Annotated in this window: 17 protein-coding genes and 1 tRNA gene; 10 read left to right on the plus strand and 8 right to left on the minus strand. The window is 72.9% G+C overall.

Annotation, left to right across the window (positions count from 1 at the left end):
* Positions 1–911: 911 nt before the first annotated feature.
* From CP982_RS18365 to CP982_RS18375, 3 genes are all read right to left on the minus strand, one after another.
* The gene (locus CP982_RS18365) at positions 912–1817 is read right to left on the minus strand and encodes a cellulose-binding protein (protein WP_150511532.1); all 906 of its coding nucleotides are present in this window, start codon (positions 1815–1817) and stop codon (positions 912–914) included.
* A gap of 410 nt (positions 1818–2227) precedes the next feature.
* On the minus strand, positions 2228–4987 hold the full coding sequence (locus tag CP982_RS18370; protein ID WP_150511533.1) for an SUKH-4 family immunity protein: 2760 nt from the start codon (positions 4985–4987) through the stop codon (positions 2228–2230).
* An 8-nt stretch (positions 4988–4995) separates the two neighbouring features.
* Entirely contained in the window at positions 4996–5985 is a 990-nt protein-coding gene (locus CP982_RS18375) for an SMI1/KNR4 family protein (protein ID WP_150511534.1), read from the minus strand.
* A gap of 268 nt (positions 5986–6253) precedes the next feature.
* Between CP982_RS18375 and CP982_RS18380 the strand changes: the two genes are divergently transcribed.
* Both CP982_RS18380 and CP982_RS18385 read left to right on the plus strand, forming a co-directional pair.
* The gene (locus CP982_RS18380) at positions 6254–6928 is read left to right on the plus strand and encodes a YwqJ-related putative deaminase (RefSeq protein ID WP_150515561.1); all 675 of its coding nucleotides are present in this window, start codon (positions 6254–6256) and stop codon (positions 6926–6928) included.
* Between the two features lie 52 nt (positions 6929–6980).
* A complete protein-coding gene (locus CP982_RS18385; RefSeq protein WP_150511535.1) occupies positions 6981–7472 on the plus strand; it encodes an SUKH-3 domain-containing protein in 492 nt (163 codons plus the stop codon).
* 49 nt (positions 7473–7521) lie between these two features.
* Here the strand turns inward: CP982_RS18385 and CP982_RS18390 are convergent, their stop codons facing one another.
* The gene (locus CP982_RS18390; RefSeq protein ID WP_150511536.1) at positions 7522–8853 is read right to left on the minus strand and encodes a sensor histidine kinase; all 1332 of its coding nucleotides are present in this window, start codon (positions 8851–8853) and stop codon (positions 7522–7524) included.
* A gap of 177 nt (positions 8854–9030) precedes the next feature.
* Here CP982_RS18390 and CP982_RS18395 point away from each other — a divergent pair, with 177 nt between their 5' ends.
* The 6 genes from CP982_RS18395 to pth all read left to right on the plus strand — a co-directional run bounded on the left by CP982_RS18395 (position 9031) and on the right by pth (position 14165).
* Entirely contained in the window at positions 9031–9891 is an 861-nt protein-coding gene (locus CP982_RS18395) for a hypothetical protein (RefSeq protein WP_150511537.1), read from the plus strand.
* Between the two features lie 11 nt (positions 9892–9902).
* Positions 9903–9973: transfer RNA gene (locus CP982_RS18400), tRNA-Gln, on the plus strand.
* Positions 9974–10100: 127 nt separating this feature from the next.
* The gene (glmU, locus tag CP982_RS18405) at positions 10101–11570 is read left to right on the plus strand and encodes a bifunctional UDP-N-acetylglucosamine diphosphorylase/glucosamine-1-phosphate N-acetyltransferase GlmU (RefSeq protein ID WP_150511538.1); all 1470 of its coding nucleotides are present in this window, start codon (positions 10101–10103) and stop codon (positions 11568–11570) included.
* Between the two features lie 159 nt (positions 11571–11729).
* On the plus strand, positions 11730–12719 hold the full coding sequence (locus CP982_RS18410) for a ribose-phosphate diphosphokinase (RefSeq protein ID WP_150511539.1): 990 nt from the start codon (positions 11730–11732) through the stop codon (positions 12717–12719).
* A 175-nt stretch (positions 12720–12894) separates the two neighbouring features.
* The gene (locus tag CP982_RS18415; protein ID WP_150511540.1) at positions 12895–13479 is read left to right on the plus strand and encodes a 50S ribosomal protein L25/general stress protein Ctc; all 585 of its coding nucleotides are present in this window, start codon (positions 12895–12897) and stop codon (positions 13477–13479) included.
* A gap of 89 nt (positions 13480–13568) precedes the next feature.
* On the plus strand, positions 13569–14165 hold the full coding sequence (gene pth, locus CP982_RS18420) for an aminoacyl-tRNA hydrolase (protein WP_150511541.1): 597 nt from the start codon (positions 13569–13571) through the stop codon (positions 14163–14165).
* A 204-nt stretch (positions 14166–14369) separates the two neighbouring features.
* On the opposite strand, the gene CP982_RS41800 is transcribed toward pth, so the two are convergent.
* Together CP982_RS41800 and ppc are read right to left on the minus strand one after the other, a co-directional pair.
* Positions 14370–17531 (minus strand): DUF11 domain-containing protein, encoded by a 3162-nt coding sequence (locus CP982_RS41800; RefSeq protein WP_170316455.1) that lies wholly within the window; start codon positions 17529–17531, stop codon positions 14370–14372.
* 153 nt (positions 17532–17684) lie between these two features.
* Positions 17685–20432 (minus strand): phosphoenolpyruvate carboxylase, encoded by a 2748-nt coding sequence (ppc, locus tag CP982_RS18450; RefSeq protein ID WP_150511542.1) that lies wholly within the window; start codon positions 20430–20432, stop codon positions 17685–17687.
* A 309-nt stretch (positions 20433–20741) separates the two neighbouring features.
* Between ppc and CP982_RS18455 the strand changes: the two genes are divergently transcribed.
* Together CP982_RS18455 and CP982_RS18460 are read left to right on the plus strand one after the other, a co-directional pair.
* On the plus strand, positions 20742–21761 hold the full coding sequence (locus CP982_RS18455) for an acyl-CoA desaturase (RefSeq protein WP_150511543.1): 1020 nt from the start codon (positions 20742–20744) through the stop codon (positions 21759–21761).
* The gene (locus CP982_RS18460) at positions 21758–22477 is read left to right on the plus strand and encodes a TetR/AcrR family transcriptional regulator (RefSeq protein WP_150511544.1); all 720 of its coding nucleotides are present in this window, start codon (positions 21758–21760) and stop codon (positions 22475–22477) included. Before CP982_RS18455 ends, CP982_RS18460 begins: the two co-directional genes overlap by 4 nt.
* Positions 22478–22836: 359 nt before the next feature.
* Here the strand turns inward: CP982_RS18460 and CP982_RS18465 are convergent, their stop codons facing one another.
* Positions 22837–23217 carry a VOC family protein gene (locus CP982_RS18465; protein WP_150511545.1) on the minus strand — a complete coding sequence of 127 codons (381 nt, stop codon included), beginning with the start codon at positions 23215–23217 and terminating at the stop codon, positions 22837–22839.
* Complete coding sequence (locus CP982_RS18470) at positions 23217–24047, minus strand: trans-aconitate 2-methyltransferase (protein ID WP_150511546.1); 831 nt, start codon at positions 24045–24047, stop codon at positions 23217–23219. The genes CP982_RS18465 and CP982_RS18470 overlap by 1 nt, the downstream gene beginning before the upstream one ends.
* Between the last annotated feature and the right edge of the window lie 56 nt (positions 24048–24103).

Raw genomic sequence — 24103 nt, forward strand, 5'->3', positions numbered from 1 at the left:
CACAGCACCCAGGTGCCACCCAGCCGATCCGCCGAGGCACCGGTCCCGCCAGCCGGACCCCACACCAGCAGGCCCAGGCCTTGCCCACCCGCCCACCCGAAACTCCCCAGCGTCGCGAGACCGGGCCTCGGGGCACCTGGCCGGGAGGCGGGACCGCGCCGGGCGGCGGACCGGACCGTAGGGGGCTGCCGCTCCCCCGGCACGGCGGGGGTGGGTAGGACCACGTCGGTGCTCGGGGCGGGGCGCCTCGGGCAGTACCCCGCCACGAACAGGCAGGACCGCGCTGAGGGCTCCAGGCGGGGCCCACGCGGAGGGCGGCGCCCCGCCACGGATGGGCGGAACTGCGCTGACGCTCAGGGTGGGGCCAACGCGGAGGACGGCGCCCCGACACAGGGTGGGGGCGGGTGGGCGGGACCACCCCGGTACTCGGGGCACGGCGCACGCGGTAGGCCTCGGCCAGTGCCCCGTCGCAGGCAGCTGGGCAGGCCCCACCCCGACGCTCAGAACAGGGCTCACGCGGAAGGCCTCGGGCAGTGCCCCATCACCGGCGGGCAGGACCGCGAGGGCGCTCGGGGCGGAGCGTACGCGGAAGGCGGTGCCCCGTCATGGGTGAGGGCGGGTGGGCGGGACCACCCCGGCGCTCGGAACGAGGCGCATGCGGGAGGCCTCGCGCAGTGCCCCGCCACGGGTGGGCGGAACCGCGCTGACGCTCAGGGTTGGGCCAACGCGGAGGACGGCGCCCCGACACAGGGTGGGGGCGGGTGGGCGGGACCGCCCCGACGCTCGGAACAGGGCGCACGCGGAGGGCCTCGGACGGCGCCCCGCCACGGGCAGGTGGGCAGAACCCACCCCGCCGCGCGGCCAAGGAAAGCCCCCCCCCGCGGACGAGGGGAGCTGGGCCCAGGCTCAAGTCAGGGGGTGGGGCCCGGGGTGTCGCCGGGGGCTCGGCCGGTCAGGGAGGCGAGGCTGTTGCGGACGTGGTCCATGTGCGCCCGCACCTCCTCCCACCGCTCACCATGCTCCCGCAACACCCGCTCCGTCTCCCGCCCCACCCGCTCCTCCCGCACCCGCGCCCGCGAGATCAGCTCCGCGGCCCGCGCGGCCGCGTCCTCCTCGCCGTGCCGGGCCGCCTCCTCCGCCTCGGCGCAGGCCCGCTTGGCCTCGGTGAGACGGGCCTCGGCCGCGGCGACGAGCGCCGCCTCGCGGGCGTCGGCGACGGCCTCCCGCTCGGCGATCTCCCGCTCCGTGGCCTCCCAGCGCTCCCCGTGCTCCTTCTCCTGCTCGGCGAGCAGCCCGCTCGTGCGCCGGCGCATCTCCCGCAGCGCGGCGAGCGCCTCGTCGCGCCACTCCTTCGCGTCGCCGCGCGCGGCGACGCGCAGCTCGTCGGCGGCGGCCCGCGCGGCGAGCAGCCGCTGCCGGGCCCGCTCCTCGGCCTCGCCCCGCACGGACTCGGCGTACGCCCGCGCACCGTCGCGCAGCTCGTCGGCGGCCGCCCCGACGGCCTGCCCCAGCTCGTACGTGTCGGCCGCGGCGGCGTCCCGCACGGCCGCGGCCTCCTCCTCGCTCAACACGAGCAGGTACTGGGCGCGCTGCCCCAGCTCGTCGTACGTCTGCGGGGCGAGCCGCGCGACGGCCGCACGAAGGCGCGCGGCCTCCTCCCCCATGTCCCGGGCGAGGACGGTGAGCCGGGCCGCGCGCTCCCACGCGGCGTCGCGGTCCCGGGACAGCGCGTCGGCGTACGCCTCCACCTGTTCGGGACGGTAGCCGCGCCCGCGTACGGCGACGAAGCCATGAGGTGACGCACCGCTGCCGCTCATCTGGTTCCCCTCTTTCGCCCACACGGACTCTCACCGTCGCGCTGACTCTCTCCGTCGCGCCACCCGCGTACAACGCGATTGGCGCACATCTTGATGGATCAAGCGGAAGTGGTCATAACACGACACTCCGTCAGCGCCACCCGCTCAAGGATGCGTCAATTGGGGCCAGAAGTCGGAATCGGGGTGTCGTTCCGCAGTGCGTCGAAGAGCCGTTTGACCCGCTCGGAGTCCCCTACGACGACATCGCCGACGCCGGGCACCTCGGGCCCGCCCGCCACCGGAACCGTGGCCGGGGATCCACGCGTACGAGTCCCGCGAGGCCCCCGGAAGCGGCCGCGTACTCATCACCGCATGATCGGGGCGCCCGACCCGCCACGCAGGTCGAGCGCCCCGTCGGACAAGCGCGCCGGCTACAGCAAGCCGTCCCACATCTGCTCCAGGAGCACCGACCACCAGCTCTCCGGCGAGGACAGCGCCGCCGGGTCGAGCGCGGCCAGCTGCGACTGGAAGTCGACGGTCCAGCGGCCCGCCTGCTCCTGGTTGAGGCCGTAGCGCAGCCGCCACATGCGGCCGAGCAGCGCCAGACAGCGCACGAACTCGGGCAGCCCCGTGTTCACGAACTGCGGCGGCACCGGAACTCCGCCGGGCCCGGCCTCGACCGGCACCGCGACGATGTGCGCCGTGCCGTACTGCACACAGACCGCCCGGCCGAAGTCGCTGCCCATCACCAGGTACGAACCCGCGTCCGGCGCGGGCGCCACGCCCCGCTCCTGCGCCAGCTCCGCCAGGGTCGGCACCGGCCGCCCCGGCTGGGCCTGCGCCCAGAAGAACGGGCCGAAGTCCAGGGGCAGCCCCGCCACCACGAGCGTGTGCGCCACGACGTCCGGCACGCCCTGCCGCGACACCGCCCGCTGGTCGAACCGGAAAACGCCGGGCCCGAACGCCGCCGCGAGCTCCTGCGCCACGGCCTCCGGCGGCACCGGCTGCGCGGGCGGCACCTGCGGCAGCGGCGCCCGCACCGGCGCCGGACGCGCGGGACCGTCCGCGACCTGGTGCAACTCACCCTGGTGCGCGAGCAGTTGCCGCATGCCCTGCTGACGCGACGCGTGGTCCCTGCCGTACGAAGCGATCGAGGTGATACGTGCCTGCGGCCAGGTCTCCCGGATCATCCGCGCGCAGTACGCGCCCGGCAGCTCACACGACTCCAGCTCCGTGTGCAGCTCCAGGACCTGGTCCGGCGGCACGTTCATGCCGCGCAGCTCGTGGAAGATCTGCCACTCCGGGTGCGGCGTTCCCGGCGCGGACCGCCGGATCAGCTGCTGCTCGGACCCGTCGGCGGCGCGGTACCGCAGCACGGCCTGGTAGCCGGGGCCCACGGTGGGCTGCCCGACGGGCGGCTGCGGATAGCCGTAGGGCTGCCCCGCGCCGGGCGGCGGCATGCCGGGGCCCGGCGGAACCATGCCCGGAGCGGGCGGCGGCATGCCCGGAGCACCCGGGGCACCCGGCGGCTGCGGGGCCGCGGGCGGCAGGGGCGCACCCGGCCCGCCGACGGCCGGGCCCGCGAGCATGGTGGCGGCGTGGTGAACGCCACCGCCGGGGGCACCCGGAGCACCGGGAGCACCAGGCGGCTGCGGAGCACCGGGCACACCCGGAGCCCCCGGAGGCTTGGGCGCCCCGCCCAGGCTCGGGTCGGCCAGCATCGTCGCGGCGTGGTGCACCCCACCGGGCGGCGTACCCGGAACACCGGGCGGACCGGGAGGCTGCGGAGCACCAGGCGCGCCGGGCGCGCCAGGCGCACCCGGAGCCGCCGGAGGCTGGACCCCGCCGCCCATGCTCGGGTCCGCCAGCATCGTCGCGGCGTGGTGCACCCCACCGGGCGGCGTACCCGGAACACCGGGCGCGCTCGGAGCGGCAGGCGGCTGCGGCGCCCCCGGAGGCTGCGGCCCCTCGGGGCCGAGCGACGACACGAGCTGCGTCGCCACATAGCCGCCACCGGGCGCACCGGGCGGCGGAGTCGCGCCGCCACCGACAGCGGCGCCCTCGGACGGGGCCGACGGCGCCTGCGGCCCGGGCGGCGGAGTCGCACCCGCGGGCGGAGGCGGCGTACCGGGACCGCCCACCGCCGCACCAGCCGGCGGCGGCGGAAGGTGCGGACCACTCACGGCCGCGCCCGCGGGCGGCGGCATGCCGGGCCCGCTCGGAGCCGCACCGGCGGGCGGCGGCGGCACATGGGGGCCGCTCACGGCCGCACCCGCGGGCGGCGGCGGAAGGTGCGGACCGCTCACCGCAGCGCCCGCGGGCGGCGGCGGAAGGCTCGGCCCCGGGCCCGGCGCCCCGGGCACCGGCTCGTCAAGGGCGGGCGCGACCGCCGTCTTCGGGAGCTGACTGCCGCCCGAGATCAGCGCGGTCTTCGCCTCCGGCGACACGGCGGGCGGCGCGTCCTCCTCCTCGCCGTCCAGATTCACCGGCGGCGAGAACACCGTCGCGGGCAGCGGCACCGCCACGTCGTCGTCATCGGCACCGATGTTCGTGTCCGTACCGGCCCACGGCGTCTCCGACGACGGCCCGGCGGAACCCGAGACGCCCACCGACGCCCCGGCCGACCCACCTGCGGCAGGCCACGGCGTGCCGCCACCGGCAGGAGCGGGCGCGGTGGAAGGGGCCGCGGGCACCGGCCCCGCCGACGTCACCGCGGGCTCCGGAGCCACCGGAGCAGCCGGCGCCACCGGAGCGGCCGGAACCACAGGCTCCGGCGACGCCCCGGCCTCCGCGGCCGACGACCGCCGGTCCGGAATCCCCAGCTTGTCCGCCGCCTCCTGCAACCACTCCGGCGGACTCAGCAGGAACGACGTCTGATTCAGATCCATGCGCTCCGGGGCCGCGGGCGCCGCAGCGGGCTCCTGCGCGTCCGGCACCCCGTACTCCTCCTCGTACCGGCGGATCACCTCACCCACCGGCAGCGCGGGCCACAGCGTGGCCTCACCGCTGTCCCGGGCGATGACGAGCCGCTGGCCGCCACCGTCCGAACGGGGACCGCCCTCGCGGTCCTCCGCCCAGACCACGAAGCCCAGGTCGAACTCCCGCACCCGCACCTCCCGGTGCCCGGGCGGCGGTACGTCGCCGTTGATCCACTCCTCGGCGCGCTCCTGCGCCTGTGCGAAGGTCACCATCTCGGAGCTCACTCCCCCACCGGGACGGCGCGCGCGAAGCCGCCGTCCACCATCAGGTTCGCCACGGTCTCCAGCTCGGGCGGACTGCCCGCGAGCCGGGACAGGAACGCGTCGAAGTCGTCACCGCACGGCAGCAGCAGCCGCTGCACCCGCTCCGCGGGCGCCCACGACGGATCCACGTCCCGCGCGTCGTCGTACGCGCAGAACCACACCGAGCCGATCCGGTCGCCCTTCACCTTCACCGCGAGCAGACCGCCCTGCACGAAGCCGACCCCCAGAAAGTCCTTGGTCAGATGGTCGCGCAGACACTTGTTGACGTACACCAGGTCGTTCACGGCCGCCTCGTCGCGGACCGTGAAGAACGGCTGGTCGATCAGCAGACCCAGCTCCGCGTCGAGCGCCGTACCGACCGGAGCACAGCCGCCCGCCGCCTTCAAGAACGCGCGGTACGCACCCGGCAGGCGATAGCCCAGATCCTCCTCGACCCCCGTGACCTGGCCCTCCGTGACGGCAAGGGCCGCCTTCGGCAGCGCCAGATGCGCCGGCCGCGTCTCCTGCAGCGGCCGCGTACCCCGCTTGTGGTGGTCCACGGCCGACGTGGCGATGCCGCCGTGATGCCGCAGCAACGCCTTCACCTCCACCGGGACCAGCTCAAGCCGGCGACCGCCCGGCGCGTGGTGCCACGTCCAGCCGTGCGGCGTCGCCACCGCCGGAATCGTGTCCCACAGCTCGTGGCCCGACGCCGCGAGCGCCGCGTTCGCCGACACGTAGTCCGTGAGGCGCAGCTCGTCCACACCGAAGCCCTCCGGCGGCTCCGCGATCTCCGCGGCGGCACGCGCGTACGGCGAGAAGTCCGGGTAGCCGTCACCGTCCACCCGCACCCCCCTGGGATGGCGCGCGGCGCGGACCGGGTCCGGGAAGTGCACGACCTGCCCGGCGTAGGCCGCGTTCGGCGGCGCGGCCTGCTGCCCGAGCCGACCTGGCCGACCTGTCGTCATGGCGGTTGCCCTCCTGCGGCACTGTCGAGGTTCACGGATGGCGACAGCCTATGCGGAAGGACGACACGGGTCATCGGGCCTCCACAACCGTGACCACCCGCCACGGGACCGTCACCCAGAGACGAAACCCGGTCGTGTCGCACCGACCCAGCTTCCGCACCAGGCGCCCCATTTGGCAGTCTGTTCCCGCAACGCGGGGGCGTGGCACCAGCGGCCGACGCCGCGGGCACGGGGAGGGAAACACCACATGCACACGGCACAAACCAGCATGTCACGGACCACCGACACATCCACGGAAAGCGCCGGAACCGTTCACTCCACGACCACAGCAACGACCACGGCGACCACCCGGGGCACCACCGGAACCACCGGAACCACCGGCACCACCAGCGCCCATGGGACTCACGGAACCCACAGCACCCACAGCCCCCCGGGCACCACAGCGGCCACCGCACCCGCCGCACCCGGCGGCGACCCCCGCGTCGGCTGGAGCAGCGTGCCCGCCGACGCACCCATCCTGCTCCAGCGCCGCGACGGCATCCTGCCCACCGTCGCCGCCGCGCTCTCCGTCCGCGGCACCACCCTCACCGCCACCCCCAAGCGCGGCGAAGAACCACCCGAACTCCACCCCCTCGTCCAGGACTTCCTCGACGCCCTCCCCAGCGGCCAGCGCGAACGCTTCACCGGCCGCTGCGCCGAAGCCCTGCTCGTCTCCCGGCACCTCACCACCGCCGACGCCAGCCGCTCCAAACGCGCCCGCCGCAAACCCATGACCAACGGCGAGGCCCGCAAAGCCCTCAAGCACTCCAAACTCACCACCCGCCGCATCCGCGAGGACGGCGACCCCCTGCACGGCGCCTTCGCCCGGCCCTGCCGCTCCTGCACCGCCCTCACCGACCACTTCGGCGTCCGCGTCGTGGACCCCACGGCGGCCGACGGCTGACACCCCCGCCCGCCGTCCCCATCCGCACCGCACCACGAGGGCTCACGCAACCATGCACACCGACCACTCCACCCGCTTCCCCGTGCCCGTCGACGCCGCCCTGCGCACCGCGGGCTGGCGACCGGGCCGCTGGGACATCAAACAGGCCGAGATCTGGGCCGACGTCCTGCGCCGCCACACCTCACCCGCCGGACACCGGCACGCCGTCTTCCCCGCCGCCGTCGAAGCCTGGGCCGAATTCGGCGGCCTGCACATCACCCCGCAGGGCCCCGGCCGCCAGATAGCCCCCGCCACCCTGCACCTCGACCCGATGTACGGCCTCCACCTGGCCCGCACCCTCGGCGACCTCGGACGCGCCCTCGGCACCCAGGTCACCCCCATCGGCGAGGAGACCGACACCCAGGCCCTGCTCGCCATCGACGCCCGCGGCCGCGTCTACAGCCTCGACCACACCGGCGACTGGTACCTGGGACAGCACATCGACCAGGCCCTCACCACACTCATCGCCGGCACCCGGCCCGTACGCCTCACCGCCGGAGCGTAGGCGCCTCGCTGGACCTCACCGCCCCGCGCCGTCCGGCGGCCGACGCCGATCAGGCCCCGGCCGCCCCCGCCGGAAGCACCGCCGACACCCGGAAACCACCCGCGTCCGTCGGCCCCGACACGAACACCCCGCCCAGGGCCGTCACCCGCTCCTTCATCCCCACCAGACCATTGCCACCACTCGGCAGCCGCGCGTCCGCCGGAGCCGTCTCCGGCGGCGGACCGTTCTCCACCTGCATCGCGATCTCCGCACTGCGATGCGCCAGACGCACATACGCCTTCGCCCCCGCCGCGTGCTTGAAGACGTTCGTCAACGCCTCCTGCACCACCCGGTACGCCGTCTCCTCCACATCCGCCGCGTACGACCGCGACTCCCCCTCCACGGACATGTCCACCACCATGCCCGCCGCCCGCGACTGGTCCACCAGCTCGTCCAGCTCCGCCAGACACGGGCCCTCCACCGCCTCCGCGGCCTCCTCGCCCCCCGCACGCGACGCCGCCTGCGCCGCGGCCGCCGCCACGGCCGCCAGCGGCACCGGCGCCGGAGCGGGCTTCGGCGGCGCCTCACCCGCCCGCAACACCCCCAGCATCTCCCGCAGCTCCGTCAGCGCCTGCCGGCCCATGTCACCCACCAGCGCCGCGTTCTTCACCGCCTTCTCCGGATCCTTCCGCGCCACCGCCTGCAACGCCGCCGCGTGCACCACCATCAGACTCACCCGGTGCGCCACCACGTCGTGCATGTCCCGGGCGATCCGCGTGCGCTCCTCGTTCCGCGCCCACTCCGCCCGCTCCTCCGCCCGCTCCGCGAGCAGCTGCAGCTCCCGCTCCAGGCTGTCCGCCCGCTCCCGCAACGACTCCATGAGGCGACGCCGCGCACCCACGTACAGACCGAGCAGCAACGGCGGCGCCGTCACCCCCAGCGACGTACTGATCGCGATGAACGGGATGACCCCCTCACCGATCCTCAGATCCCCGCTCGCTATGTCCTGATTGGCCCGCACCATCGTCACGATCAGCGTGCCCACGAGCGACATGCCCGCAAGCGCCCCGATGATCCGGCGCGGCAGCTCCGACGCCGCCAGCGTGTACAGACCCACGATCGTCATCAGGACGCCCATCTGCGCCGGCGTGATCGCCACCGCGATCAGCACCACCGCGATCGGCCACCGGCGGCGCAACACCAAGGTCGCGCCCGCGAGCACCCCGAAGACCACACCCACCGCGAGCGGCAGCCCCGCGTCCCGCGCGAACTCCACACCCTCCGCACCGCACTCGGCCGCCGACACGACGCCGAGCCCGACATCGAGCACGGCACTGCGCCGCCGCTCCCACCACCACGGCCCTGTCCTGGCCGCGGCCCCGCTGTCCCCCGTCGTGGTCATGCCTTCCAGCCTACGGGCGCCGACGCCCGGTTTTCCGGTGAGTTTCCGGCACGCGATCGCCCCGCGGCCCTACCCGCGCGGCCCTCGGACGACCCCCGAACCGCCAGGTAACCCTCGAACAGTTGAACCGCCCAGATTTTCGACCCGGAACCCAAAATTCCGAACGAGGCTCGCCGCATGACCGAGATCACCGACTTCGCGTCCCTGCGCCACCGGGCCATCACGCTGCGCCGCGCGGGCCTGAGCCTCCGGCAGATCGCCGACGCCCTCCAGGTCCGCAGCAAGGACCTCCTCCAGCGCCTCGTCGAGGGCGAACCCGCACCGGAGTGGACCAAGCGCCCCCGGGCCAAGGACGACCTCCGCGAACGCGCCCGCGAGCTGCGCCTCAAGGGCTGGACGTACAACCAGATCCAGGCAGAGCTGGGCTGCTCGAAGAGTTCCGTCTCACTGTGGGTACGAGACCTGCCGAAGCCGGAGCGCCCGGACCCGTCGGAACAGGCGAAGCTGGCCGCGCGGAAGCGCTGGGAGCACGAGTTGGCAGTGAGGGACGAGGAGCGGCGGCGGACCAAGGCCGTCTGGACCGCAGAAGTCGGCAGCCTGTCCGATCGGGAGGCGTTCCTGGCAGGCGTCGTTCTTTACTGGGCCGAGGGCACCAAGGACAAGGCGTACAGCCGCCGCGAGAGGCTGGCGTTCATCAACAGCGACCCGAACGTGATCGCGTTCTACTTGCACTGGCTCGACCTTCAGGGCGTGGAGCGCGAGCGCCTGCGCCTCCGGGTGAGCATCCACGAATCAGCGGACGTGGCCGAAGCCGAAGCGTTCTGGGCCGACTTGGTGGGCATGGAGGCTTCCACACTCCAGAAGACGACGATCAAGAAGCACAACCCCAGGACGGTCCGGAAGAACACCTCCGAAGCCTATCGAGGCTGCCTCGCCATCTACGTCCTCAAGAGCGCCGAGCTGTACCGTCGCATGGAAGGCGCTTGGTACGGCATAGTGTTGTCCGCGCGCGAAGCCGATCAGCAGAATCGGACATAGCGGACGAACCATCCCGGGTCGTCTAATGGCAGGACAAATGGTTTTGGTCCATTGAATGAGGGTTCGATTCCTTCCCCGGGAGCTCAGATACATCGCCTAGGTTCGGGTCCTGACCGCAAGGTCGGGACCCGCCCCCATTTCCGCCCCCTTACGCCCCGGTATCCTGCGGATGTCCGAACCCCACGCATCCGAAGCCGAAGGGCACCCCCGTGAGCGCCAATTGCCCGGCAGCCGTCGTCGTCCTCGCAGCGGGTGAGGGCACCCGTATGAAGTCGGCCACCCCGAAGGTCCTGCACGAGATCTGCGGCCGTTCCCTCGTCGGGCACGTGCTCGCCGCCGCGCGCGAGCTCGCGCCGGAGCGTCTGGTCGCCGTCGTGGGGCACGGCAGCGAGCGCGTGACCGCGCACCTCGCCGAGATCGACCCGCAGGCCCGCACCGCCTACCAGGCGGAGCAGAACGGCACCGGGCACGCCGTCCGCATCGGCCTGGAGGAGATCGGCGGCCGCGTCGACGGCACGGTCGTCGTCGTGTGCGGCGACACCCCGCTCCTGACGGGCGCGACCCTGCGGCGCCTGGCGGAGACCCACGCCACCGACGGCAACGCCGTCACCGTCCTGACCGCCGAGGTCCCCGACGCGACCGGCTACGGCCGCATCGTGCGCGACCCGGCCTCCGGCGCGGTCACCGCGATCGTGGAGCACAAGGACGCCAGCGACGAGCAGCGCGCGATCCGTGAGATCAACTCCGGGGTGTTCGCGTTCGACGGGCAGCTCCTGGCCGACGCGCTCGGCAAGGTGCGTACGGACAACAGTCAGGGCGAGGAGTATCTGACGGACGTCCTCGGGATCCTGCGGGAGGCGGGGCACCGGGTGGGGGCGTCCGTGGCGGAGGACCACCGGGAGATCGCGGGGATCAACAACCGGGTGCAACTGGCGGACGCGCGGCGGGTGTTGAACGACCGGCTGCTGACGGAGGCCATGCTCGCGGGCGTGACGGTGGTGGACCCCGCGTCGACGTGGGTGGACGCGACGGTGACGTTCGAGCGGGACGCGCTCGTGCACCCGGGGACGCAGCTCCAGGGGGCGACGCACCTCGGTGAGGGTGCGGAGGTGGGCCCCAACACACGTCTGCTGGACACGACGGTGGGTGCGGGCGCCCGGGTGGACAACACGGTGGCGAACGGCGCGGAGGTCGGCGAGGGGGCGTCCGTGGGCCCGTTCGCGTATCTGCGGCCCGGCACGCGGCTCGGCACGAAGGCCAAGGCCGGGACGTACGTGGAGATGAAGAACGCGTCGATCGGTGAGGGCACGAAGGTGCCGCACCTGTCGTACGTGGGGGACGCGACGATCGGTGATCACACGAACATCGGTGCCGCGAGCGTCTTCGTGAACTACGACGGTGAGGCCAAGCACCACACGACGGTGGGGTCGCACTGCAAGACGGGTTCGGACAACATGTTTGTGGCTCCTGTCACGATTGGCGACGGCGCCTACACGGCGGCGGGGTCCGTGATCACGAAGGACGTGCCGCCGGGTTCACTGGCCGTCGCCCGGGGCCAGCAGCGGAATATCGAGGGCTGGGTGGCCCGAAAGCGGCCGGGGAGCGCGGCGGCGAAGGCGGCCGAGACGGCCTCCCGGGGTGCCGAGAACGCGGCCGGGGAGAGCCGGCCGGCAACCTGACTGGAAAAAGGTGCGCTGAACACCGCGTACCGTGATAGGTGCACACCAATCGGCTGACTCGTGGCGCGACCTATGTCCTGGGATGCGAGGAATCGCTCCTGGACCTCTGGATGTATCGCGGGTGCAGCAGCGGAAGAACTCGTCTGAGGAGACAGTGCTGTGACCGGGATCAAGACGACCGGCGAGAAGAAGTTGATGTTCTTCTCCGGCCGCGCCCACCCCGAGTTGGCCGAGGAGGTGGCCCACGAGCTGGGCATCGGCGTCGTACCCACCAAGGCCTTCGATTTCGCCAACGGCGAGATCTACGTGCGGTACCAGGAGTCGGCACGTGGCGCGGACTGCTTCCTGATCCAGAGCCACACGGCTCCGATCAATAAGTGGATCATGGAACAGCTGATCATGATCGACGCTCTGAAGCGGGCCTCCGCGCGGAGCATCACCGTGATCGTGCCGTTCTACGGCTATGCCCGTCAGGACAAGAAGCACCGCGGCCGTGAGCCGATCTCGGCGCGCCTTGTCGCCGATCTGATGAAGACCGCGGGTGCCGACCGCATCGTCACCGTCGATCTGCACACGGACCAGATCGTGGGCTTCTTCGACGGCCCGGTCGACCACCTCTTCGCCCTGCCGATCCTCGCGGACTACGTGGGCGCGAAGGTGGACAGGGACAAGCTCACGGTCGTGTCCCCGGACGCGGGCCGGGTGCGTGTGGCCGACCGCTGGTGCGACCGTCTGGGCGCGCCCCTCGCGATCGTGCACAAGCGGCGCGACAAGGACGTCGCCAACCAGGTGACGGTCCACGAGGTGGTCGGCAACGTCGAGGGCCGGGTGTGTGTCCTGGTCGACGACATGATCGACACGGGCGGCACGATCTGCGCGGCCGCGGACGCGCTGTTCGCGCACGGCGCGGAGGACGTCATCGTGACGGCGACGCACGGTGTGCTGTCCGGCCCGGCGGCGGACCGGCTGAAGAACTCCAAGGTGAGCGAGTTCGTGTTCACGAACACGCTGCCGACGCCGAACGAGCTGGAGCTCGACAAGATCACGGTCCTGTCGATCGCCCCGACCATCGCCAACGCGGTGCGGGAGATCTTCGAGGACGGCTCTGTGACCAGCCTCTTCGAGGAGCAGTCGGGTCCGCAGGACTGAGTCCCGCTTGATCGTTTTGTGGTGCGGCCTCCCCGCCGAGTAGACTGTCGAAGTTGCTCGGCGAGGGAGGCCGTACTCATTGGGGTACGGCGGTCCGTTATCGACGCGCTCTTCGTAGCAGGCCAGTCGTATGGCCGGGTGACACATCCGTTCACCTTTCTACGAGGAGTGCTTCATGTCCGAGGTCAAGCTCAGCGCCGAGACCCGTTCCGAGTTCGGCAAGGGCGCCGCCCGCCGCATCCGCCGCGAGAACAAGGTTCCCGGCGTCCTGTACGGCCACGGCACGGACCCCGTCCACGTCACGCTGCCGGGTCACGACCTGATGATCGCCCTGCGCACGCCGAACGTCCTGCTCTCCCTGGACATCGACGGCAAGAACGAGCTGGTCATCCCGAAGGCCGTGCAGCGTGACGCCCTCAAGGGCTTCATCAAGCACGTCGACCTGCTCCTCGTGAAGCGCGGCGAGAAGGTCACCGTCGAGGTTCCGGTCCACACCGAGGGCGAGCTGGCCGCGGGCGGCAACCTCCTGGAGCACGTCCTGAACACGCTGCCGATCGAGGCCGAGGCCACGCACCTGCCGGAGGCCGTCACGGTCTCCATCGCGGGCCTGGAGGCCGGTGCCTCCATCCACGCCAAGGACATCACGCTGCCCGCCGGTTCGACCCTTGCCGTCGACGGCGACGCCGTGGTCCTGCAGGTCCTGGCCGCGCAGGCCGAGGAAGCCCCGGCCGAGAGCGACGAGGCCGCCGCCGAGGCCTGAGCCGCGCCTCAAGGCACTGTCAACCGCCGTCCAGCGCCCCGGCGCTGGGCGGCGGTTGGGCTATGAGCAGCGATGGAGGAGACACGCAGATGACGACGGACCCGAGCGCTCCCTGGCTGGTCGTGGGTCTCGGCAACCCCGGGCCCGGCTACGCGATGAACCGGCACAACGTGGGCTTCATGGTCGTCGACCTGCTGGCCCAGCGGATCGGCGGCACGTTCAAGCGTGCCGGGAAGGCGCAGGCGCAGGTCCTGGAGGGCCGTCTCGGCCCGATGGGTCCTGGCAGCCGCCGTGTCGTCCTCGCCAAGCCGACGTCGTACATGAACCTGTCGGGCGGTCCGGTGACGGCGCTGCGCGACTTCTACAAGGTGCCGACGGCGAACGTCCTCGCCGTCCATGACGAGCTCGACATCGACTACGGCACGCTGCGGCTGAAGCTCGGTGGCGGTGACAACGGGCACAACGGTCTGAAGTCCATGACCAAGGCCATGGGGTCCGACTACCACCGGGTCCGCTTCGGCATCGGCCGGCCGCCCGGGCGGATGCAGGTCGCGGACTTCGTCCTGAAGGACTTCTCCGCCACGGAGCGCAAGGAGCTGGACTACTTCGTGGACCGGGCCGCGGATGCGGTCGAGTGCCTGGTCGTGGAGGGCCTGGAGCGCGCCCAGAGCACGTACAACTCCTGAACCGGGGCTCGATCGGCGCTCCGCGCCTCCCCCTCACGCGCCGGGCCGGCTCGGCCTCTCCCTGCCCACCCGCCCGCCCGGCCTGGCGGCTTGCCCGCCGTTGTCCGAATGTTCCCCCGCCCACCCGCCCCCGATGGGGTGGGTGGGCGGGGGCGTTTCAGGCGTCCGGTGCGGCCTCCCCCTGATTTCCCGCGAGGGCTCGCCTCACAGGTGGTCCCGTACCTCGCGTCGTCTGCGGGCGATCGCCGCGAGCAAGGCACCCGCCGCGAGCAGCGCCGCAGCGATCCCCGATGCCAGCCACGCGCCCCCGGACCCGGTGTCCGGCAGCGACGGGGTCGACGGCGAGGGGGACGGCGACGGGGAGTCCGAGTCCGAAGGCGACGGGGACGGAGACGGCGAGTCAGACGGGGAGGGCGACGGCGACGGCGAATCCGACGGAGACGGTGAAGGCGAAGGCGAGTCCGACGGCGAGGGAGACGGGGACGGGGAATCCGACGGCGAGGGAGACGGTGACGGGGACGGCGAATCCGACGGAGACGGGGACGGGGACGGGGACGGGGACGGGGACGGGGAGTCCGACGGCGAGGGCGACGGGGACGGCGAATCCGACGGGGACGGTGAAGGCGACGGCGAATCCGACGGCGAGGGCGACGGGGACGGCGAATCCGACGGCGAGGGCGACGGGGACGGCGAATCCGACGGGGACGGTGAGGGGGACGGGGACGGCGACGGGTGGACCTCGTCTACGACCCAGGGGGCCTCGGTGGCCAGGAGGCCCCGCGTGGAGCCGTCCGGCTGGCGCCGGTCGCCCGCGATGGCGATCTTGTTCCAGGTGCGCTCCCCGCCCTCGAAGGGCTCCCCGCCCGCCGCGCGGTCCGGCACCTCCATCAGCCAGCGCAGCGTATAGCGCTCGCCGGCGGAGAACACGTGCCCGTCGAAGTCGAAGCGGATGGAGCGGATGCGGCTCCAGTCGGTGACTTCGTCGGCGGGGACGAAGGACGGGTCGGGCTCGCCCTCGCACTGGAAGGGCGCGCTCTTGTCGGGGGTGTTGTCCATCTCGGGGCGGCAGGGGTCGGGCTCTTCGGAGTACGTGATGGTGACGGGGGCGCCGCCCGCGTCGATGGGCCCGGTGAGGGTGGGGCGCCACTGGCTGGTCACGTCGTCCTCGTAGCGGCCGCTGGTGACGCCGTAGGTGCCGGGTGCGGGCAGCAGGTCGTAGGCGACGACGTTGGTGAGGTCGGTGTTGCCCATGTTGCCGAGCACGGTGCGGTATTCGACGGTGCCGGAGATGGTCGACTGGCCGACCTCGTCCTCCTTGCCGGGGACTTCGGCGGAGCCCTTGAAGGCGTCGTCCTTGTCTCCCTTGACCTCCTTGGTGACGAACAGGGCGGAGGACTCGGCGATGGCGAAGTCGTCGGTGGCATCGGCGACGTTCTCGGCGGTGTCGCCGTCGCCGTCGATGTCGTGGGTGTCGGTCCTGCGGGTGTTGATGGGGCGCTCGGCGTCGTAGAGCCCGGCGCGGTTGCCCGCGTAGTCGGCGGAGTCGGGCGAGCCGCCGTAGGTGCCGCTGGCGACGCCCGGTTCGACGGTGGTGCGGAACTCGTACGCGCAGGAGGAGTCGTCGGCGGGGATCTCGGCGCCGGGTTCGGCGGTGAGCTCGACGCGGGTGCGGCCGTCGGGGCCTTCGGAGACGGTCTCGGTGAAGCGGTCGGCGGCCGGGCAGTAGTCGGGCTGGCCGTCGGCGAGGGCCCAGGAGCCCCTGGTGTAGGCGAGCTGGCGGGGCACGAGGTCGACGAAGCGGGGGCGCAGCGGGGAGGAGCCGGTGCGGTAGCGGTCGTTGCGGAGGGTCACGGTCCAGGTGTGGCTGCCGCCGGGGCCGACGGGGGTGGGGTCGGTGGACTTGGTCAGCTCGGGCTGGGAGACCTCGGGTTCGATGTGGAAGCTGGTGCAGGACTCTTCGTCGGCGGTGCCCGCGGCGCCGGTGAGGCCGAGGCGGGCGCAGTTGTCGACGTCGCCGCTGCCGCCGGGCAGGGCGGTGGCGTCGGCGCGGCCGCTGATCTGGGCGACGAGGCTGGTGCCGGCGGGGAGGCCGGGGACGTCGACGCGTACGGACACGAGGTCGCCGAGGCGGCTCAGGTCGATGGTCTGGCCGGTGGGGGTGACGGTCTCGGTGCTGCCGTCGCGGCGGGTGACCTGGACGGTCCAGTCGCCGGAGTAGGCGCCGCCGGAGGGGGTGGAGAGGCTGAGGGTCTGTGCGGTGAAGCCGTCGGGGAGGGCGTCGGTGAGGCGGGCGTCGGCGGGGTCGGTGCCGGTGTTGGCGAAGCGCAGGACGTAGGAGACGCGCTGTCCGTCGGCGGCGAGCGGGGGGTCGACGGACTTGTCGAGGGTGCCGGAGACCTCGCCGCCGCCGGTGCCGACGACGGTGTCGGCCTTGTCGCTCCTGGTGATCTCCTCGGTGCCGGGGCCGAAGGGGTCGCCGCTGAGGGTGGCGGTGTCGGTGAGGGTGGTGCCGTCGGCGACGTCGTCGCGCACCTTGACGCGGATCTCGTGGACGGCGCCGTAGGGGTAGGTCTTGACCTGGGCGAGCTGGTTGCCGGGGCGGTCGGGTTCGGTGTCGACGGGCCAGCTGATGGTGCGGGTGGCGGGGTCGTAGGTGTATCCGGCGGGGGTGGCGTCGACGAGGTCGACGCCTTCGGGGAGGACGTCGGTGAGGACGGCGTTCTCCAGGGCGAGGTTGCCGCGGGGGCGGTTGGCGTTGCGCGGGTCGTTGGTGGCGGTGACCTTGTAGGTGAGGGTCTCGCCGGGCCGGGCGCGGGAGGGGCCTTCCTTGCGGACGGCCGGGTTGGGTTCGGCGCTCACCTCGACGACGGCGTCGTCGGTGCTGGGGGTGCCGTCGCCGTTGGTGGCGGTCGCGGACATGGTGGCGCGCTGGTCGCCGGGGGGTGTCCAGTAGTCCTCGGTGGGCCAGCTGACGGTGAGCTGTGAGCTCTGGCCGCTGGCGATGGAGCTGTAGGTGACGGTGACGCTGCCGTCGTCGTTCGCGGTGACGCCGGTGACGCCGGGCGGGTACGGCTGGGAGACCACGCCGTTTCCGGAGGCGCCGGGCGGCGGGGTGAAGGTGACGGTCACCGACTGGCAGTCGCCCGGGATCGAGCACTGGATGAAGCCGTTGTAGGTGACGTGGTCGCCGGCGGGCACCGGTGAGGTGCCGGGGTCGAGGCGGACGCTCATGCGGGCGTCGGCGCGGGCCGCGCTGTCGTGCGGGACCAGGGCGAGCGCCGCGAGGGCGGCGAGCAGGACGGCCACCGTGGCGCCGAGCGCGCGACGGTACCGGTGGGCGAGGAGGACCACAGCACTTCCGACCACGAGGGGATCTGAGGACGGGTCAACTGTGGGGCGGTGGGGGGCGCCTCCTTCGCTACGACAAGGCGTTAAGCGCACTTTTCACCTGAAAGGCCCCGCATCCGGGAGGGTGCGGGGCCTTTCAGTGGTACGGGGCCTTGCGGCCGTGCGGTGGGGTCAGCCGGTGTTGCGCAGTCCGGCGGCGACGCCGTTGACGGTGAGCAGCAGGGCGCGGGCGAGCAGCGGGTCGGCCTCGCCGTCGGCGGCGGCCGCGTCGCGCTGGCGCTTGAGGAGGGCGACCTGGAGGTAGGAGATCGGGTCGAGGTAGGCGTCGCGGATGGCGAAGGTCTGGCGGAGGACGGGCTGGGCGTCGAGGAGTTCGTTCTCGCCGGTGACGCGGAGGACTTCGCGGACGGTCAGCTCGTGTTCGGCCTCGATGGCGGCGAAGACGTGCTTGAGGTCGTCGGGGACGAGGGTGTCCACGTAGTGCCGGGCGATCCTGAGGTCGGTCTTGGCCAGGGTCATCTCGACGTTGGAGACGAAGTTGCGGAAGAAGTGCCAGTGCTCGTGCATCTCGTCCAGGACGGTGTCGAGGCCGGCCTCGCGCAGTGCCTTGAGGCCGGAGCCGACGCCGTACCAGCCGGGGACGATCTGCCGCGACTGCGTCCAGCCGAACACCCACGGGATGGCGCGCAGGCCGTCGAGCGAGACGCCCGAGCCGGGGCGGCGGGAGGGCCGGGAGCCCAGGTGCAGGTCGGCGAGCTGGTCGACCGGGGTGGAGGCGAGGAAGTAGGTCGGCAGGTCCGGGTCCTCGACCAGCTTGCGGTACGCGGCGTGCGCGGCGTCGGAGACGACGTCCATGGCGGCGTCCCAGCGGGCGAGGGCCTCGTCGGACTGGCGCGGGGCGGTGTGCAGGACGGAGGCCTGGAGGGTGGCCGCCACGGTGAGTTCCAGGTTCTCGCGGGCGAGCGAGGGCACCAGGTACTTGTCGGAGATGACCTCGCCCTGCTCGGTGACCTTGATCTCGCCCTCCAGGGTGCCCCAGGGCTGGGCGAGGATGGCGTCGTGGGAGGGGCCGCCGCCGCGGCCGACGGTGCCGCCGCGGCCGTGGAAGAGGCGCAGGCGCACGCCGTAGCGGTGGGCGACGTCGCGCAGGCGGCGCTGGGCGCGGTGGATCTCCCACTGGCTGGTGGTGATGCCGCCGAACTTGGAGGAGTCGGAGTAGCCGAGCATGACCTCCTGCACGTCGCCGCGGAGGGCGACGAGGCGGCGGTAGGAGGGGTCGGCGAGCATCTCGTCGAGGATGACGTCGGCGGCGCGGAGCTCGTCGGTGGTCTCCAGGAGCGGCACGATGCCGATCTTCGCCCAGCCGGCGTGCAGGTCGAGCAGGCCCGCCTCGCGGGCGAGCACGGCGGCGGCGAAGACGTCGTCGGCGCCCTGGCACATGGAGATGATGTACGACTCGATGACCTCGGGTCCGAAGACCTCAAGGGCCTTCTTGACCGTCTCGAAGACGCCGAGGGTCTTCTGGCCCGCGGCGTCGAGGGGCGCCGGGGACGGGGCGAGCGGGCGGCGCGACCTGAGTTCCTTGGCGAGCAGCTTCTGCCGGTACTCGCGCGGCATGTCGGCGTACCGCCAGGACTCCTCGCCGAGGCGGTCGAAGAGCTGGCCGAGCGCGTGGTGGTGGGCGTCGGCGTGCTCGCGCACGTCCATGGTGGCGAGCTGGAGGCCGAAGGCGGCGAGGGTGCGGATGGTGCGGTTCATCCGGCCGTCGGCGAAGAGGGCGCCCTTGTGGGCGCGCAGCGACGTCTGGATGAGCGTGAGGTCGTGCAGCAGCTCGGCGGTGCCCAGGTAGTCGCGGCCGGGCTCGTGCGCGGTGCCCTTGGCCAGGCGCTGCTTGGTGTTCTCCAGCTTCTGCCGGACGCAGGTGGCCTTGAGGCGGTAGGGCTCCTCGGCGTTGAGGCGCTTGTAGCGGGGGCTGATCTCGGGCAGGCGCTCCAGGTCGGCCTGGAGGGAGGCGAGGAGCTCCTCGGTGGCGCCGGTGTAGCGGATGGAGTTCGACAGGAAGCTGCGCAGCTCGTCGACGGTGTCGAGGGCGTCGTTGATGCCGTGCTCGTGCTGGAGGATCAGGACGTCCCAGGTGACGGCGGGCGTCACGTTCGGGTTGCCGTCGCGGTCGCCGCCGATCCAGGTGCCGAAGGTGAGCGGCCGGGTGCCCTCGGGGAGCTGGACGCCGACGCGCTCCAGTTCCGCGGTGAGGTCCTCCAGGACGTCGCCGACGGCTCCGGCGTGCAGCTCGTCGAGGTAGTAGATGGCGTTGCGGGCCTCGTCGGCGGGCTCGGGGCGGACCACGCGCAGTTCGTCGGTCTGCCAGACGAGGTCGATGTTCTCGGCGAGGCGGATGTCGTGGCGGCGCCGGTCGGAGGGGATGACCGGGGTCTCCAGGAGCTCGGCGACGCGGCGCAGCTTGTTGAGCACGGAGCGGCGCGCGGCCTCGGTGGGGTGGGCGGTGAAGACCGGGCGCACGTTGAGGTGCTCGACGGTCTGGCGCAGGTGCTCGGGGTCGGCGTCCTTGAGCCGGTCCGCGGTGCGGGCGAGGAGTCCGCCCTCGGCGGCGCGGCGGGCGCGCAGCTCGCGGCCGCGGTGCACCTGCTCGGTGACGTTCGCGAGGTGGAAGTAGGTGGAGAAGGCCCGTACCAGCTTGGCGGCGGTCTCCAGCTCGGTGCCGCCGAGCAGCTTGGCGGCGGCCTCGCCGTCCTCGCGGGTGAGGCGGCGGACCTTCTCGACGAGGTCGAGGAGCTCGGGTCCTTCCTGGCGGACGAGGGTCTCGCCGAGGAGGTCGCCGAGGCGGCGGATGTCGGCGCGCAGCTCGCTGGTGGCCGTCGTGGCGGCCTGCGGGGCGGTCTGGTCGTCGGCACTGCTCACAGGTGCGGCTCCTTGCGGTGAATCCCGGCCCTCGCGGGCGGTGGGAGACGGTGGGCACGTCTGGGAGGGGTCCCGGTGGGTGAACCGGGGGAGATACAGAGCGGACCGCGCTGTCCGACCGGTCCAAGGATAGGTGTCGATGCGATCCGGCTGTCTCGCGGCCTCTTGCCGCCGTGCCGCGCGCTGCGATACTTACGTGCCCGTAGGTTACGGTCCCGTAGGCGCGGCATGCGCCGGCCGCCGCGCGGGCACTCGCTCTCATGGCACACGGCCTGTGCCCTCACCCTCGACCCCCCAGGGGAACGTCCAATGACCACAAGCCCCGACGTCATCGAAGAATCCAAGGGGGCGCCGGGCGGCGCCCCGCCCCCGCCCCCGTCCGCGACCCTCGGCGGCGAGCGCAAGGGCTCGCTGGAGCAGCTCACGCTGCTCGCCTTCATCGTCGTCCCCTTTCTGGCCCTGGCCGCGGCGGTGCCGCTGGCGTGGGGCTGGGGGGTGAGCTGGCTCGATCTGGGTCTGCTCGTCTTCATGTACTTCCTGGGCTGTCACGGCATCACCATCGGTTTCCACCGGTACTTCACGCATGGCTCGTTCAAGGCCAAGCGGCCGCTGCGGATCGCCCTCGCGGTGATGGGTTCCCTCGCGGTCGAGGGCCCGCTGGTGCGCTGGGTCGCCGACCACCGCAAGCACCACAAGTTCTCCGACGCGGAGGGCGACCCGCACTCCCCGTGGCGGTACGGCGAGAGCGTGCCGGCCCTGATGAAGGGCCTGTGGTGGGCGCACATCGGCTGGATGTTCGACGAGGAGCAGACGTCGCAGGAGAAGTACGCGCCGGATCTGATCAAGGATCCGGCGATCCGCGCCGTCTCGCGTCAGTTCGTGCTGTGGACGCTCGTGTCGCTGCTGTTCCCACCGCTGGTCGGGGGTCTGGTGACGATGTCGTGGTGGGGAGCGGTCACGGCGTTCTTCTGGGGCTCACTCGTCCGGGTGTCGCTGCTCCACCACGTGACGTGGTCGATCAACTCGATCTGCCACGCGGTGGGCAAGCGCCCCTTCAAGTCCCGTGACCGTTCGGGGAACGTGTGGTGGCTGGCCGTCCTGTCCTGCGGCGAGTCCTGGCACAACCTCCACCACGCCGACCCGACGTCCGCGCGGCACGGGGTGATGCGGGGGCAGATCGACTCCTCCGCGCGCCTGATCCGCTGGTTCGAACAGTTCGGCTGGGCGTACGACGTGCGCTGGCCGTCGCGGTCCCGGATCGACGCGCGCCGCAAGCCGGCCGACGCGATCGATGCCCCTGGCAACCGTCGGGCCGCTGACGCGGCATGATGGAACCCGTGGCGACCGACTCCAGCACTCCGGGCACGAAGGGCTCCTCGCGGGCCCCGAAGAGCCCGTCGAATTCGAACAACGACAAACCCCGGCGTACCCGCCGGACCCGTATGACCGGCGCCGAGCGCCGCGAACAGCTGCTGGACATCGGCCGCACCCTGTTTGCCGCCAAGGGCTTCGAAGGCACGTCGGTCGAGGAGATCGCGGCGAAGGCCGGGGTCTCCAAGCCGGTCGTGTACGAGCACTTCGGCGGCAAGGAGGGCCTTTACGCGGTGGTCGTGGACCGCGAGATGCGGCAGCTCCTGGGCATGGTGACGGGGTCGCTGACCGCCGGGCACCCCAGGGAGCTGTGCGAGCAGGCCGCCTTCGCCCTCCTCGACTACATCGAGGAGTACACGGACGGCTTCCGCATCCTGGTCCGCGACTCCCCCATCCCGCAGTCCACGGGCTCCTTCGCCTCGCTGATCTCCGACATCGCGACGCAGGTCGAGGACATCCTGGGCCAGGAGTTCAAGACCCGCGGCTTCGATCCGAAGCTGGCCCCGCTGTACGCGCAGGCGCTGGTCGGCAGCGTGGCCCTCACCGGGCAGTGGTGGCTCGACGTGCGCAAGCCCAAGAAGGCGGAGGTGGCCGCGCACCTGGTCAACCTGGCCTGGCACGGTCTGGACGGGCTGGAGCCGAAGCCTCGCCTGATAGGCCACCGCAAAGCCTGACGGCACGTCGCGGGCCCCCACCGCTACCGCGGCGGGGCAGCCCACCCTCCCACCCGAAACACCCCGGCTTTCACCGCCCGGGCCCGACGCGGGGCGCCGTCCCAGGTGGGGGCGGGTGGGCGGGCGGGACTACCCCGGCCCTGTGCGACCTGGCCCCGGCGCGCGGGGGGGGCTCCGTGGGTCCCCGTCCTGGTGGGGGCGGGTGGGCGGGACTGTCCCGGCGGCGCGCAGCGCGGCCCCCGGGGCCGGGGCTGGAGACGGCGCCCTGCCTCAGGGACACCTCCCCGGGCCCGCTGTGGGCAATCGTCCCGCAGGGCGGGACGGGTGGGCACAGCGCCGAGGTGCCGCTCAGCCGCTCACTAGGGCGCTGCGTCTGGTGCCGGGGTGGGTTCCAGGAACTCCAGGCGGTTGCCCGCGGGGTCGTGGGCGTAGAAGCGGCGGTGGCCGGGCAGGAGCCCGTCCCAGGTGACGGCGGCCCCGCGGGCCACGAGCCGCGCGGCGTACGCGTCGATGCCGACGACCCGCAGCCCGGGATGGGCCTTCCGCGCGGGCCGGAACCCGTCCTCGACCCCGATGTGAAGCTGGACGGAGCCCGCCCGGAACCAGCAGCCGCCCCGCCCCGCGAGCACCGGCGGCTTCGCCACCTCCTCCATCCCGAGCACGTCCACGTAGAAGGCGCGGAGCACCGGCTCGCTGCCCCGCGGCGCGGCAAGCTGCACATGGTCCAGGGCGGTGAGCATCAAACCGCCCCTTCCGCCGCGCGGGCCACCGCGAACAGGCGGCGGAAGGGAAAGACCGTGCCGTGCTCCCGCCGCGGATAGGCCTCGCGCAGCAGGGCCCCGTACTCGGCCAGGAAGTCCTCCGCCGCCGGGGGGTCGTCGGCGAGGGCCGTGAGGACGGGGCGGAGCCCGGTGCCCTTGACCCAGTCGAGCACCGCGTCCTCCCCCGCCAGGACCTGGAGGTACGTGGTCTCCCAGACGTCGGCCGCGCAGCCGAGCCCGCTGAGGAGCTCCAGATACGCGGCGGGTTCGAGGACGGCGTCCGCGTGCCGCAGGCTCCCCGCCAGGCGTCCGCGCCAGCGCGGCGCCCCCGCCAGGTCCCGCATCAGCGCGTGGCTGGGCGCGTCGAAGTTGGCCGGGACCTGGAAGGCGAAGGTGCCCCCGGGCGCGAGGGCGGCGATCCAGGCGGCGAAGGACCCGGCGTGCCCCGGCACCCACTGGAAGGTGGCGTTGGAGAGGATCAGGTCGTACTCCTCCGCCGGCACCCACCCCGTGAGGTCGGCGGGCGCGAAGTCCACGCGGCCCCCGCCGGGCGTGGCGCCCGCGTCGGCCGCGGCGCGCTCCAGCATGTCGGGCGAGTTGTCGTAGCCGGTGATGTGCGCGGTGGGCCAGCGCTCGGCGATGAGCGCGGTGGAGTTGCCGGGCCCGCAGCCGAGGTCGGCGATGCGCAGGGGGCGCCCGTCGGCGGGCGGGCTCACGTGGGCGAGCAGATCGGTGAGGGCGCGGTTGCGGTGGCCCGCGTGGCGCAGGTACTGGTGCGGATCCCAGACGGGTGATGCGGGAGACGGCATGAGGGGCTCCTCTGCGGCGCACGGGCGGGCGGGTCCGTACGGGCGGGGCGCGGCGG

This window comes from Streptomyces spectabilis (genome assembly GCF_008704795.1).
GTDB lineage: Bacteria > Actinomycetota > Actinomycetes > Streptomycetales > Streptomycetaceae > Streptomyces > Streptomyces spectabilis.

Coding starts and splice junctions, on each gene's coding strand:
- CP982_RS18395 (WP_150511537.1), top strand. CDS start 9,031: ATGACCGAGATCACCGACTTCGCGTCCCTGCGCCACCGGGCCATCACG.
- CP982_RS18460 (WP_150511544.1), top strand. CDS start 21,758: ATGATGGAACCCGTGGCGACCGACTCCAGCACTCCGGGCACGAAGGGC.
- CP982_RS18415 (WP_150511540.1), top strand. CDS start 12,895: ATGTCCGAGGTCAAGCTCAGCGCCGAGACCCGTTCCGAGTTCGGCAAG.
- CP982_RS18365 (WP_150511532.1), bottom strand. CDS start 1,817: ATGAGCGGCAGCGGTGCGTCACCTCATGGCTTCGTCGCCGTACGCGGG.
- CP982_RS18370 (WP_150511533.1), bottom strand. CDS start 4,987: ATGGTGACCTTCGCACAGGCGCAGGAGCGCGCCGAGGAGTGGATCAAC.
- CP982_RS18385 (WP_150511535.1), top strand. CDS start 6,981: ATGCACACCGACCACTCCACCCGCTTCCCCGTGCCCGTCGACGCCGCC.
- CP982_RS18455 (WP_150511543.1), top strand. CDS start 20,742: ATGACCACAAGCCCCGACGTCATCGAAGAATCCAAGGGGGCGCCGGGC.
- CP982_RS18375 (WP_150511534.1), bottom strand. CDS start 5,985: ATGACGACAGGTCGGCCAGGTCGGCTCGGGCAGCAGGCCGCGCCGCCG.
- CP982_RS18465 (WP_150511545.1), bottom strand. CDS start 23,217: ATGCTCACCGCCCTGGACCATGTGCAGCTTGCCGCGCCGCGGGGCAGC.
- CP982_RS18390 (WP_150511536.1), bottom strand. CDS start 8,853: ATGACCACGACGGGGGACAGCGGGGCCGCGGCCAGGACAGGGCCGTGG.
- pth (WP_150511541.1), top strand. CDS start 13,569: ATGACGACGGACCCGAGCGCTCCCTGGCTGGTCGTGGGTCTCGGCAAC.
- CP982_RS18380 (WP_150515561.1), top strand. CDS start 6,254: ATGTCACGGACCACCGACACATCCACGGAAAGCGCCGGAACCGTTCAC.
- CP982_RS18470 (WP_150511546.1), bottom strand. CDS start 24,047: ATGCCGTCTCCCGCATCACCCGTCTGGGATCCGCACCAGTACCTGCGC.